The organism is Sphingopyxis sp., assembly GCF_016463645.1.
Taxonomy (GTDB): Bacteria; Pseudomonadota; Alphaproteobacteria; order Sphingomonadales; family Sphingomonadaceae; genus Sphingopyxis.
In genome coordinates this window covers 22,833-35,929 of the sequence record NZ_JAEMQX010000016.1, presented here as the reverse complement: position 1 = coordinate 35,929, position 13,097 = coordinate 22,833, and the positions used below count along the sequence as shown (strand labels likewise).

Genomic DNA, 13,097 nt, shown 5'->3' with positions numbered 1-13,097 from the left:
GGTTGGCATAGACCGATATTGGGGAGAGGAAGATGGCTTTAGCGCCAGACGTGACGTCGAGCGGCGATCCGCACGCCGGCGAAGGGCAGGGGACGCATATCGACGCGCCCGAACTGCGCCTGTTCGTGATGGGACTGTTCTTCATTTTCGGCGGCATCACGTCGTTGAACGACGTCATCATGCCGAAGCTCAAGGAGCTGTTCACGCTCAGTTTCTTCGAAGTGTCGCTGGTCCAGGTGTGGTTCTTCATCGCCTATGCGATCGTCGGCATTCCCGGATCGCGGCTCGTCAAGCGGATCGGCTATATGCGCGGTGCGGTCGCGGGGCTGGTGACGATGATCGCCGGCTGCCTGCTCTTCATTCCGGCGAGCCAGACCGCGGTCTTCGGAGTCTTCCTCTTCGCCTATTTCATCCTCGCGAGCGGCGTCGTGCTGGTGCAGGTGGTCGCCAATCCGCTGATCAGCCTGCTCGGGCCCGCAGCGACGACGCACAGCCGGCTGACCTTTGCGCAGGCGTTCAATTCGCTCGGAACGACGCTCTTTCCCTATTTCGGGTCGATCCTGATCCTCGGCAGCCTCGCGGCGGTGACCGCCGACCAGTTGTCGGGCGTCGAACTCGATGCCTATCGCACCGCCGAAAGCCAGGCGATCGTCCACGGCTATCTCGGCATCGCCGCGGCGCTGGCAGTGGTCGCCGCGGTGGTCTGGATGTTCCGCAATCGCCTGCAGGGCGAACGGCACGAGGCGTCGAGCCTGTCCGACGGCATCGCGCTGCTGAAACGCCCCCGCTTCGGTTATGGCGCGCTCTGCATCTTCCTCTATGTCGGCGCCGAAGTCGCGATCGGCAGCTTCCTCGTCAATTATCTGGCGCAGGCGCATGTCCTGAACCTCAGCGATGCCGAGGCGGGCAAGCTGCTCGCCTTCTATTGGGGCGGCGCCCTCGTCGGGCGTTTCATCGGATCGGGGTTGTTGCGCGTCGTGAGCCCGGGGCTGCTGCTCGCCACCGTTGCGGCGGGCGCGATCACGCTCATCGCCATTTCGGCGAACAGCACCGGGACGACGGCGGGCTATTCGCTGCTCGCGGTGGGCCTGATGAATTCGATCATGTTTCCGACGATCTTCAGCCTCGCGTGCGAGAAGCTGGGGCCGCGCGCCGCCGACGGATCGGGCATCATCAACGTCGCGATTGCCGGCGGCGCGGTGATTCCCGCGCTTTACGGCCTGCTCGCCGACAATGTCGGTCTGGGGATGGCGCTCGTCCTTCCCGCGCTTTGCTATGCGGTCATCGCCGGTTTCGGCTATTATGCGCGGCGCCCGGCCGTCTGACGGGGTTCGCTGCGGGCGGCCGGTCTGGTGCCGGCCGCCCGCAACTCCCGCCCCCTCGCGGGAATTCGGTGATCAGGCCGGATCGGCGATCCGGATGCAGTTCCGTCCGTCGTCCTTGGCCCGGTACAGCGCTTCGTCGGCGGCCTTGAGCGCGGCGCGCGTGTCGCCATAGCCGAACACGTCGGCGACCCCGCCCGAGAAGGTGATCTGGCCGAAGGGCTCGTCGGTCTTGCGGTTGATAAGTCGCCGGTCGGCGAGCGCCTCGCGCGCGTCGTCGAGCTTTTCGGCCGCCTGCGTCGGGGTCAGGCCGCGGAACAGCATGACGAATTCCTCGCCGCCGTGACGTGCGACATGGCAATGATCGTTCGAGATGCGCGCCAGCGTGTCGGCGATCGCCTTGATCACGCGGTCGCCCGCCTCGTGGCCGTGGAGATCGTTGATCTTCTTGAACTCGTCGATGTCGCAGAAGGCGACGCTCAGCGGTTCGACCGCGGCGCGCGCTTCCTTGTAATGCCGGTCGAGCAACGCCTCGAAGGCGCGGCGGTTCGGCAGGCCGGTCAGATAATCGAGTTCGGCATCGCGCTTGGCGCGGTCGAGGCTGCGGCGAAGCGCCTTCGCCTCGTCCTCGCTCTTGCGCATATCGTCCTCGGCCTTGCGCGTGCGCTCGAGCATGACCTTGGCGAGGTCGGCGAGGCTCGAGACGATACGGCCCGTTTTCTGGAGCTGTTCGAGGTCGTCGACATGCTGTTCGAGTTCGGTCCCGTAATCGGTGGTGGCGGTTCGCGCTTCCTTCGTATTCGCCTGGAATGCCTCGATATTGGTTTCGAGGCGCGTCATCAGCCGGTCGAGTTCGACGCGGTCGGGCTGGTTGCTGTCCTGCTCGTCGAGATCGCTCAGCCATTTCTGGCTGATCCCTTCAGGCCTTTGCGCCTGCGCGATGATTTGCCGCGCCAGCCGCGGATTGCGGCCCGAAAAGGCGCTATGCGCGAGCAGCAGGTTGGCCGGCGAGACGTCGAGGTCGTTGTCGACGAGAAACGACGTGATCGAAGCGGCAAGCTCGTAGCGCGCCTCGCGAGCCAGATTGCGCAAGCCGTCGCTGCCCGGTGGCGCATGGCCCGCGTCGGGGCCGTCGCCACGCGTCTGGCGAAACCCCAGCCAACCCAGGAGCCGCCCTACCGGCTCGTTCGATGCTGTTGCTTTGGTGGTCATGCCAGCTTTAACGAGCGGAGGAATGCAGGTTTAAGGCCGATTCACCCCGTAACGGCGCGATTTTCCGTCCGGATCGGACCGGTCCGGTGGCAGCTGGCGCAATCGACGCGTCAAAACAGCGGCTTAGCGTGTCGATGCGCGGGAACGATTGCGCGAGCGGCCCATTTTCTGGCACTGAGCAGGGCCATTATCGAAGGAGCGACCTTTGCTCGGCTGGATTTTCTTCGCACGCGATCTCGACCCCGCCTTGCCGGAAGTCCCCGAAATCCTGCGCTTTCAGGAAGCCGCCGCCGCGCGCGGGCTCGAACTCCACGTCCTGAAGCCGCATAATTTCGACATCGTCGCGGCGCCGGTCGATGGCTGGTCGGTGCATTATGAAGGCCATTCGCTCGAACGGCCCGATTTCATCCTGTGCCGGACGGGGGCGGAGACCGATTATTTCACGCTCGCGGTACTCCGCCATTTCGAACGCCGCGGTGTGCGGCTGATCAACGGGCCGGAAGCGATCGACCTCGTCGCCGACAAGCTTCACACGATGCAGCGGCTCGCGCGTGCCGGCCTGCCGATCCCCGCCACGATCCTCGGCAAATTCCCGATCGGGGTGGACGTCGTCGAAGAGGAACTGGGCTTCCCCCTGATCGTCAAGACGCTGCGCGGGACGCGCGGCACCGGCGTCCTGAAGTGCGAGGATCGCAGCCAGTTCGAGGATCTCGCCGGACTGCTCGAAAGCGCCGATGCCAAGGCCGATTTCCTGTTCCAGCACTATGTGCGGTCGAGCCACGGCCGGGACGTGCGCGTGCTCGTGATCGGCGGGCGCGTGATCGCGGCGATGGAGCGGCGCTCGCCGGCGGGTCATTTCAAGTCGAACGTGTCGCTGGGCGGCGTGGGGATCGCCTATACGCCGACCGGCGAGATGGCCGACCTCGCCGCGCGCGCCGCCGATACGCTGGGGCTCGAGGTCGCGGGAATCGACATATTGTTCGACGAGGAAGGATACCGGATCTGCGAAGCGAACAGCGCGCCGGGATTCCAGGGGCTCGAACGCGCGTGCGGCATCGATGTGCCGGACGCGATCTTCGACTGGATCGAGGCGAGCCATGCGGTCGAGGGACGGCCGATCAAGGCGGTGACCGGCGATGCGCTGATCGACCTCGTCTTCGGCGGCCGGCTCAGCCTGCGCTCGATCGGTGACCGGCTCGAGGAGCCGCGCGCCTTCGCCCGTGCGGTCGGCGTCCGGCTGGTCGGCGCGGGGCTGGGGTCGATGGCCTCGTCGCTCGCGCCCGGCCGGCGCGCGGCGCCGCACAGCCCGGTGGCGCGCCGGCTCGAAGCGTTGCGCGCCGACGCGCGCGGTGTGCCGCTCGGCGTCGATACCGATATCGATCAGGAACAGACGTTGCTCACCGTACTCGGCGTGTCGATCTGGGCCGCGGTGCTGCCCTGGCTTGCGGGCGGCGAGCCGGTATTCGCGGGCGCGCTGTCGCTGATCGCGCTCGGCTTTCCGGCCGCCTTCCTCTTCACGCGCCGGACGGGCAGGGCGGTGCGCCGGAAAGCCGCGCAATGACGATCTTCGACGGGCTGACGCTCTGGGCGCTGCTGCCCTTCATCCTCGTCGGCTTTGCCGCGCAGCTGATCGACAGTGCGCTCGGCATGGCGTTCGGCGTCATCGGCACCGCACTGCTGCTCGTGCTGGGCCTGCCGCCGGTGTCGGCATCGGCGGCGGTGCATGTGGCGGAAAGTTTTACCGGCGGCGTATCGGGGCTCAGCCATGCGCTGCAGCGCAATGTCGACTGGCGGCTCTTCCGCCGTCTCGTCGTCCCGGGCATCGTCGGCGGGCTGATCGGCGTGTGGCTGCTCACCAACATCGACAACAGCATCGCGCGGCCGGTCGTGCTCGCCTATCTCGGCGCGGTCGGCATCTACCTGCTCTGGCGCGGCGCGCGGCGCCCGCAAACCTATCGCAGCCTCAAGCTCGTCGGGCCGCTCGGATTGGTCGGCGGAATCGCCGACGGATCGGGCGGCGGCGGCTGGGGCCCGATCGTCAGCGCGAACCTGCTCGCACAGGGTGCCGAGCCGCGCATGGTGATCGGCACGGTGAACGCGTCCGAATTCTTCGTGAGCGTGACGATCGCGGCGGGGTTCATCGGCGCGCTGGGCTGGCAAAGCTTCAGCACCGCGGCGATCGGCCTGCTCATCGGCGGCGTGATCGCGGCGCCGATCGGAGCATATCTCGTGCGCCGTCTGCGCGCCGACTGGCTGGTCGCGGCAGCGGGCGTGCTTCTCCTCATGGCAAGCGCCTATGGCTTTCTTTCGCTGATGTTCGAACCGGTTCCCGCGTTCCGGGGCTTCTGAGGATTCAGCCCGCGCAGCGCATCGCAAAGGCCCAGAACAGCGCCTTCTGCCGATATTCGCTCGTCAGGTCGGCGCTGCCCTGATGGCCGCTGTCCATGTCGGTCATCAGCATCGCGGGATTGCCGCTGGTCGAACGGCGGCGCACCTCGGCAACAAGCTTTGCCGGCTCCCAGTAGGCGACGCGGTCATCCTTGAGACCCGCCGTGCACAGCAACGGCGGATAGGCGGCCGCCTGCACATTCTCATAGGGCGAGATCGAGGCGATATAGTCATAGGCCTCGGGGTCGGCGAGCGGGTCGCCCCAGTCGGGCCGGAACAGCGGCACCAGCGGGTGCGCAGCGTCGCTCATCGTGTTGAGCATGTCGACGAACGGCACCTGCGCGATCACCCCGGCCCATGTTGCCGGAGAGATATTCATGCTCGCGCCGACGAGCAGACCGCCCGCCGAGAGACCATAGGCGACGACCTTGTCCTTCGCGGTATAGCCTTCGGCGGCGAGATGCCCGGCGCAGGCGATGAAATCAGTGAAGCTGTTGCGCTTGGTGAACTTGCGCCCGCCGAGGAACCATTGGCGCCCTTTCTCCGACCCGCCGCGAACATGCGCGATGGCATAACGCCAGCCGCGGTCGACGAGCGCGAGCGCGGGGATCGAAAATTCGGGATCGCTCGGTACGCCGTAGGAGCCATAGCCATATTGGAGGAGAGGCGCCTTGCCGTCCTTTGGCATGCCGCGGCGCGAGAGCAATGTGACCGGTACCATCTCGCCGTCGGATGCCGGCGCGAACAGCCGTTCGACCTCATAATCGTCGGGATCGAAATTCGCGACCTGCTGCTGCCGGACGACGGTCTGCTTGCCCGACGCCAGGTCCACGCTGATCCAGCGGCGCGGCGATTTGGGCGACTGGTGGACGATCATCACCGATGAGGCGTCATAGGCCTGCTCGCCCGGCAGTTCGATCGCATAGGCGGGCTCGTCGAAAGCGATCGCCTGCCCCGAACCGTCGGCGCGCAGGATCATCAGGCGATGCAGCCCCTCGGCGCGTTCGAGCCGTACCAGCGCCGTCCTGAAGGGCTGGATTTGCAGGATCGGCGTCCCCGCGCGATGCGGGACGAGCGTGGCGAGCGTGCGGAAATCCCCTGGATCGAGGCGCAGGAGCTGCATGTCGAACGCATCCCCGGCATCGGTCAGCGCGACGAGGCTGCCGTCCCACTCGTCGATTTCGTAGCGGACGCCGACCTTGCGTGGCCAGACAGTGGCCGGCGCGGCCGTTTCGTCGCGCGCGGGCACCAGCCGCACCTCGGCGGTTTCGGGTCCGGCGAGCGTGAGCGCGACGAAGCCGTCGGCCGCGGTGCGCTTGACCGACATGAAGATCGCCGGATCCCTTTCCTCATAGACGAGGTCGGTGACCTTGCCGTCGACCGAGGTGCGATAGAGCCGCGTCGGGCGATTGCGCGCGTCGCGCCAGATCCAGAACAGCCACCGCGACGAGGGGCCGAAGACCAGCCCGCCATAGCCGTAGGCATCCTTGTCGACCACGGTGCGGACCTCGCCGCTGGCGTTGTCGCGGATGCAGATGCGGTGGCGGTCGTTGCCGCTGACATCCTCGGCCCAGGCGAACCAGCGGTGGTCGGGGCTCGGCTGGTGGCCCGTGCTGCGGAAATAGGGCTGGCCCTTTGCGCGCAGGCCTTCGTCGACGAGCAGTTCGGCCTTGCCGCCGTCTCTGCGGCGGCTGTAGCGCGCATGCGCTTCGCCGTCGGGGATCGCCCACGAATAGGTCCAGCCGTCCCTTTCGAGCGCGGGCGCCGCGACCGCGCCGGCGCTGCGCGCGAGCATCGCGCGGACGAGTTCGGCCTGCACCGCTTCGGTCGGCTGCAGCATCGCATCGGCATAGGCATTTTCGTCGGCGAGCATCTTCGCGACCGGAGCGGGGAGGTTGGTCCGGTCGCGCTCGCCATCGGCCGGGATGAACTTCATCCAGCTGTAGGCGTCGTCGCGCTTGCGGCCCAGTTGCCCGATCACATGTGAAATGCGCGGCGATTGCGGCGGTGCGATTTTCGGCCAGCGGGTACCGCTCGCGGCCGGGGCGAACGCCATCGCTCCGCGGCTTCCCGCCATCACGGCCGCGATCGCGACACCGCTCAAAAACGCTCTCCGCCCCCTGTTTTCGATGCTCTGCATGCGCCCCTCTTTCGGCCGACCGGGATGTCGCGTCCAGTCTATGGCGGTGCCTTTGGCTTACTGCGCCGATCAGGCCGCCCAATCCATCGATCGGGCAAAATGAGCGCAAGCCCCCGCGAAATAACGGTTTCCTGCGCAAGGGTGGCGGCCCGATCCGGCTGGATTATGGCCCGACCATCGCCGTCACGCCAGTTTCGCATGATAGCTTGAGCATCGGATTTTCCTACCAATAGGCATTATCAAAAAGGGAGGCGAAAATGGGGTTTGCATCGATCAGGCGGGTCGCCGCGTGCGGCATCTCGATCCTGGCGCTGGGGTCCGCCTCGGGCGCGCTGGCACAGGCGACCGATGACAGCGAGATCGTCGTCACCGCCGCGAAGCGCGAGCAGTCGGTACGCGATGTCAGCGGATCGGTCAGCGCAGTCAGCGAAGCGACGCTGCAAAAGCTCAACGCCCAGAGCCTCTCCGACTATATCACGCGCGTCCCCGGCGTCGTGTTCAACGACTATCAGCCCGGCGTCTCCGAAGTCGTGATCCGCGGCGTCGCCTCGTCGACCTATCATGAGGCGAACCAGGCGACGACGGGCTATTATCTCAACGAGGTGCCGCTGATCGAACCCGGCTTCCCGCTCGTCATTCCCGATGTCGACAGCTTCGACGTGAGCCGCGTCGAGGTGCTGCGCGGACCGCAGGGCACGCTCTTCGGCTCCTCATCGCTCGGCGGTGCGATCAACTATGTGGTGAACGAGGCCGACCCCGCCCGGTTCGACGCGGGCTTCGAAGGGAATATCGCGACCACCAGGCGCGCCGGAGAGGCGAGCTATGCCGTGAAGGGCATGATCAACCTTCCGATCGCGACCGACAAGCTCGCCGTCCGCCTCGTCGCGCTCCAGCGTTACGACGCCGGCTATCTCGACAACACGCTGCTGGGCGAAAAGGGCAGCAACGACCTGCGCGTGCGCGGTCTGCGCGGCTCGATCGTCTTCACGCCGACCGGGACGACGCGCATCTCGGCGCTCAGCATGTATCAGGAATATGATCTCGACGATCAGACCTATGTGATTTTCGGCCCGCCGAAGACCTTCGAGCGCGCGACCAATGTGGCCGAATTTCAGGACACCAGCTTCATGATGCACAGCCTGCGGATCGAGCAGGACCTGGGGTTCGCGACCCTCACGGCGGTCGGCAGCTATACCGAGAAGAAGGCCGATCTGGCGTTCGACAATTCGATCTTCAACGGCAATGATCCGCGCACCGACACCCCCGAACTCGCGAGCAGCGTCGGCAAGTCGAGGACCGAATATGGCGAACTCAGGCTCGCCTCGCCCGACGGCGGGCGGTTCCGCTGGCTGCTCGGCGCCAATTACACGCGGCTGCGCTCGAACAACACCGACGGCACCTTTATCGAGGGTATCGCCGATTATATCGACGCGAACCCGGGTGAATTCGACGGCCGGCCGGGCAGCGAGCTTGCACCCGGCGACCTTGCGACGCGGACGATCAGCAGCAATCGGGTCACCGAAAAGGCGATCTTCGGCGAGGCGTCGTTCGACATCGTCGACGCGCTGACGCTGACCGTCGGCGGCCGCCTGTTCGAATATCGCTCGCGCCCGCGCCTGCAATATCTGCCCAACGCCAATCTGGTCGACCCGTTCGATTTCGCGCCGGCGGCGGACAAGGATTCGGATTTCATCCCGAAGGTCTCGCTGACGTACAAGCCGTCGAACGACTTCATGGTCTATGCGCTCTATTCGGAGGGGTTCCGCATCGGCGGCGTCAACGTCTATTCGGCCGCGGTGCCCGGCCTGCCGCTGACCTTTGAAAGCGACACGACGAAGAATTACGAGATCGGGACGCGCTTCGACCTGATCGACCGGACGCTGAGCGTCGATGTCACCGCCTATCATATCGACTGGGGCAATGTGCAGGCGCGCCTGTTCACGCCGGTCGACTTCGACGCCTATACGGTGAACGGCGGCGGCGCCGACATCGACGGGGTCGAGATCAGCCTGAACCTGCGGCCGACGCGCAACCTCAGCTTCTCGTCGAATATCGCCTATAATGATGCGCGGCTGTCGACCCTGCTTCCCGACAGCTTCGCGCCGGGCGGCGGTTATGCGAAGGGAACGCGGCTGCCGGGCGCGTCGGAGTGGACGCTGTCGAACTCGCTCGACCTGAGTTTCGCCGACGCGCCGCTGAAGCCGCGCTTCGGTATCGCGCACCGCTATCTGTCGAGCGCACCGGTCGATTTCGCGGGTACGCTGGAGAAAGGCGATTTCCACCTCGTCGATCTCAACGCGTCGGTGACGGTGAACGAGCGGATCGAACTCGGGCTGTTCGCAAAGAATCTGTTCAACCAATATGGCATATTGAACGCGCCTTTCGCCTTCGCAGGCTCGGTCGCGCGGCCGCGGACCCTTGGTGCGACGGTGCGTTTCAGCCTGAACTGAGGTCGGGAAAGGGCCGCCCCGCCGGAAAGGCGGGGCGGTCTTGTCTCTCTTGCGATCCGGTTATCGAATGACGGGTGCCGACCGCAACCAGCCGACCCTATTCCCCGAAACCCGAAAGAAAAGCCGCGACATTCCTGCCGAGGTCGCCGACGGCATAGCCGCCCTCCATGACGATCAGCGTCGGGACGCCGAGCGCCGAGATCCGGCCCGCGAGGTCGACATAATCCTCGCGTTCGAGCGCGAAGCTCGAAATCGGGTCGCTGCTGTGCGTGTCGGCGCCGAACGACAGGACGAGGAATTTCGTCCCCCGGTCCGAAATCGCGGCGAGCGCAGTGTCGAGCGCGGGGGCATAGGCCCGGCCGCCGGTGCCGCGGGGCAGGGGCAGGTTGAGCGTCGCACCTTCGCCCACACCCTCGCCGCGTTCGTCGGCGTGGCCCCAGTAGAAGGGATAGTCGGTGCGCGGGTCGGCGTGGATCGAGGCAAAGAAGACCGCCGGATCCTCGTAGAAGATATCCTGCGTGCCGTTGCCGTGATGGTAGTCGATATCGAGCACGGCCACCGGTCCGAGCCTGCGATTATGCGCCTCGCGCGCCCCGATCGCTGCATTGTTGAGGTAGCAATAGCCGCCCATATAGTCGCGCCCGGCATGATGTCCCGGCGGGCGGCAGAGCGCGAAGGCATGCTTCTCGCCGCTCGTCGCGAGATGGTCGAGCGCGGTCAGCGCGCCCTGCGCCGACCAATAGGCCGACTTCCATGTGCCCGCCGCAACCGGCGTCCCGGCGTCATAGCTGTAGGCGCCGAGATCGGCATCGATACGCCCGAAACTCAGCGGCCGCCGCCGCCTGATGGGGAAGGTGTAGCCGATCGCATCGCCATTGCGCCCGGCCGCGATCCAGTCGCGATGCGCGCGTTCGAGGAAGGCGAGATAATCCGCGTCATGGACGGCAAGCAGCGGCGCCATGCCGAAATCGCGCACCGGGCGCCAGTCGGTGAATTGTTCGACGATCGAACGCGGACGCTCGATATTCTCGGCATAGGGCACCCAGTCGCCATTGTGCAGTTCGCGCGAGGGGGCGTGGGCCATCTGGCGATCGTCGAAGAAAAGCTTCACCTTCGGGCCTGTCCTTCCATCCATGATGCGAGCGTCCGGTCGCCATGCCCGGCGACGATTTCGGCAAAATCCACGGCGCTTTCGTCCTGCCCGAGCTTGAAGCTGTGCTCGGCCGAACGGACATGCGCGCGAAAGGCGACGATCTGCCCGAGCATTTTTTCATAGCGTGCGCCGAGGCTGGCTGTCGACCAGGCGCCGTCTTCCATCTTCGCGACGAGCCGCTCGATGGCGTCCTTCGTTTCGCCTTCGACGAACTCGATTTCGACCCTGAAGCGCAGCACGGCATAATTCCACGTCGGTGCCCAGTCGGGCTTCGACAGCAAGGCCGTCGGCACATAGGCTTCGGGGCCGGTGAAGAGGATCAGCCCGCGCGGGTCGGCGCGGAAATCGCCGACGAGCGGATTGCGTCGCGCGCAATGGCCGAACAGCGCCGTCACGGCTCCGTGGGCGTCGGTTTCGGCGATCAGCGGCAGCGGGCTCGCGTGGAAGTTGCGCGAGACGAGCCAGGCGAGCGGATAGTCGGCGATGAGCCGGCCGACGTCGGCGGCATCGCGCGGATCGTAGAGCGAGGTCATGCTTTCAGCGTATCACGGATCCACGCCGCCTGCTCGTCGAGCGCGCGGCTCGCGAGCGGCGCGATCGACATGGCTTCAAGGAAGCTGTGCGTCGCGCCCTTGTAGGTGACCGCGCGCGTCGGGACGCCGGCCGCTTCGAGCTTGCGGGCGAATTCATCGTTGCAGTCGGCCAAAATGTCACACTCGGCGATGGCGAGGAAGGCGGGGGGCATACTGGCGAGGTCGGCGCGGAGGGGCGCGACGAGCGGATCGGCAAGCTGTTCGGGGCCATCGACATAGGCGGCCCAGAAAGCATCCATCTCGTCGGCCTCGAGCGAATAGTCGCCCGCGCCGAAGCGCGCGTAGCTCGGTGTGCGCTCGGGCGCGAAAGCCCCGTAGTTGAGCAGCATCGCGGCGGGCAGCGGCCGCCGGCGCTGACGCTGCAACAGGCAGGTCGCGACCGACAGATTGGCGCCCGCGGAATCGCCGCCGATCAGCACGCGGCAGGCGTCGAGGTTCAGCGCGTCGGCTTGCGCTCCGATCCAGTCGAGCGCCGCGGCGCACTCCTCGAGCGCGACCGGGAACTTGCTTTCGGGCGACAGGCTGTAGTCGATGCCGAGCACCGCGATACCGGCGCGCGCGGCATATTCGCGCATCAACCGGTCGTGCGTGTCGATGCTGAACAGCATCCAGCCGCCGCCGTGGATGTAGAGCATCACGGGCAGCTTCGTATCGGCGACCGGCCGGTGCAGCCGCAGCCGCACGCCGCCCATATCCATTTCGCGGCTCTCCGCCATTATCGGGCCACCTTCGCGCCACGACTGCCGCACGCGCTCGGCGACCTGCCGGCGCGCCGCCATGCTTGCCCCGGCCGGTGCGGCATGCTCGACATAGGCGGCATTGATGGCGTCGACGAAACGGCGGATATCGGGGTCGGCCATATCGTCCCGTATGGCGCCCAAGCCCTTTGACATATCTGGAATATCCTTCGCGAAACGATCCCTGATCGTCTGATAGCTTCTGTACGGTCGCCTCTATCGCCCGAACGGGCCAATCACCGCACCGGACAGGCCAGCCAGCGCATCGCCGCTGGCCAGCGACGTATATGGCCTATATTCATTAGTTGTCCTAAACTCGCGAGGATCGGGCCATGAAGCACAGTGTCGATGTTCTGACGAACGACCGTCCGGTGATGGCACTGCAGGATGAATATCCTGCGGGCTTCATCGATCCGATGCACAGTCACGATCATATCCAGATTCTCTACGCCTCGTCGGGGGTGATGTCGGTGCGCACGCCCGAGACGAGCTTCGTGATCCCGCCGCAGCGCGCGGTGTGGCTCCCTGCGGGGACGCGGCACGAGGTCGCGTGCCGCGGTCCGGTGTCGCTTCGCACGCTCTACCTGCCGTGCGCGGGACACGAGCATGAGAAGGAATGCCGGGTTTTCGAGGTGTCGAACCTCGTCAAATCGCTGATCCTCGAGGTCGTCGATTTCCCCGCGCTCTACGACGTCGACGGGCGCGAGGGGCGGATCATCGCGCTGCTGCTCGACGAGATCGGGCGGATGCCCAACGCGCCCTATCAGGTGTCGATGCCGTCGAACCCGCGGCTGCTGCGCGTCTGCAACGCGATCATCGCCGACCCGTCGGACCCGCGCGACATCGACGAATGGGCGGCGCTCGCGGCGATGGGCCGGCGCACCTTCACGCGCAGCTTCAAGCAGGAAACGGGGATGGGGCTTGCCGTCTGGCGCCAGCAGGTCCGCCTGATGGAAGCGCTGTCGCTGCTCGCTGCCGGCGCGTCGATCACGCAGGTCACCTATGACGTCGGCTACGACAGCTCGAGCGGTTTCGCGGCGATGTTTCGCCGCGCCTTCGGCGTCCCGCCGAGCCAGTATCTGAAACAGTGACCCGGCGGACA

10 protein-coding genes are annotated in these 13,097 nt (G+C 66.2%); 5 read left to right on the top strand and 5 right to left on the bottom strand.

Features of this window, described 5'->3' with window-relative positions:
* The first annotated feature begins 32 nt into the window (after nucleotides 1-32).
* Complete coding sequence (locus JHC57_RS06030) at nucleotides 33-1,325, top strand: sugar MFS transporter (protein ID WP_294029103.1); 1,293 nt, start codon at nucleotides 33-35, stop codon at nucleotides 1,323-1,325.
* A gap of 72 nt (nucleotides 1,326-1,397) precedes the next feature.
* Here JHC57_RS06030 and JHC57_RS06025 read toward each other — a convergent pair whose 3' ends face one another.
* Nucleotides 1,398-2,534, bottom strand: a complete 1,137-nt coding sequence (locus JHC57_RS06025; protein WP_294029102.1) for a diguanylate cyclase — start codon at nucleotides 2,532-2,534, stop codon at nucleotides 1,398-1,400.
* Between the two features lie 205 nt (nucleotides 2,535-2,739).
* Between JHC57_RS06025 and JHC57_RS06020 the strand changes: the two genes are divergently transcribed.
* Both JHC57_RS06020 and JHC57_RS06015 read left to right on the top strand, forming a co-directional pair.
* Nucleotides 2,740-4,095 (top strand): RimK family alpha-L-glutamate ligase, encoded by a 1,356-nt coding sequence (locus JHC57_RS06020; protein ID WP_294029101.1) that lies wholly within the window; start codon nucleotides 2,740-2,742, stop codon nucleotides 4,093-4,095.
* Entirely contained in the window at nucleotides 4,092-4,883 is a 792-nt protein-coding gene (locus tag JHC57_RS06015; protein WP_294029100.1) for a sulfite exporter TauE/SafE family protein, read from the top strand. Before JHC57_RS06020 ends, JHC57_RS06015 begins: the two co-directional genes overlap by 4 nt.
* Nucleotides 4,884-4,887: 4 nt before the next feature.
* Here JHC57_RS06015 and JHC57_RS06010 read toward each other — a convergent pair whose 3' ends face one another.
* Nucleotides 4,888-7,062 carry a prolyl oligopeptidase family serine peptidase gene (locus JHC57_RS06010; protein ID WP_294029099.1) on the bottom strand — a complete coding sequence of 725 codons (2,175 nt, stop codon included), beginning with the start codon at nucleotides 7,060-7,062 and terminating at the stop codon, nucleotides 4,888-4,890.
* Nucleotides 7,063-7,319: 257 nt separating this feature from the next.
* Here JHC57_RS06010 and JHC57_RS06005 point away from each other — a divergent pair, with 257 nt between their 5' ends.
* Complete coding sequence (locus JHC57_RS06005; protein WP_294029098.1) at nucleotides 7,320-9,512, top strand: TonB-dependent receptor; 2,193 nt, start codon at nucleotides 7,320-7,322, stop codon at nucleotides 9,510-9,512.
* 97 nt (nucleotides 9,513-9,609) lie between these two features.
* On the opposite strand, the gene JHC57_RS06000 is transcribed toward JHC57_RS06005, so the two are convergent.
* Genes JHC57_RS06000 through JHC57_RS05990 form a run of 3 tightly spaced genes read right to left on the bottom strand, consistent with a single transcriptional unit; the run spans nucleotide 9,610 to nucleotide 12,151 of the window.
* Nucleotides 9,610-10,623, bottom strand: coding sequence for a histone deacetylase family protein (locus JHC57_RS06000; protein ID WP_294029097.1), 1,014 nt, complete (start codon nucleotides 10,621-10,623; stop codon nucleotides 9,610-9,612).
* On the bottom strand, nucleotides 10,620-11,198 hold the full coding sequence (locus JHC57_RS05995; protein WP_294029096.1) for an FMN-binding negative transcriptional regulator: 579 nt from the start codon (nucleotides 11,196-11,198) through the stop codon (nucleotides 10,620-10,622). Before JHC57_RS05995 ends, JHC57_RS06000 begins: the two co-directional genes overlap by 4 nt.
* A complete protein-coding gene (locus tag JHC57_RS05990; protein ID WP_294029095.1) occupies nucleotides 11,195-12,151 on the bottom strand; it encodes an alpha/beta hydrolase in 957 nt (318 codons plus the stop codon). The genes JHC57_RS05995 and JHC57_RS05990 overlap by 4 nt, the downstream gene beginning before the upstream one ends.
* 176 nt (nucleotides 12,152-12,327) lie before the next feature.
* Between JHC57_RS05990 and JHC57_RS05985 the strand changes: the two genes are divergently transcribed.
* Nucleotides 12,328-13,086, top strand: coding sequence for a helix-turn-helix transcriptional regulator (locus tag JHC57_RS05985; protein ID WP_294029094.1), 759 nt, complete (start codon nucleotides 12,328-12,330; stop codon nucleotides 13,084-13,086).
* Nucleotides 13,087-13,097 lie beyond the last annotated feature (11 nt).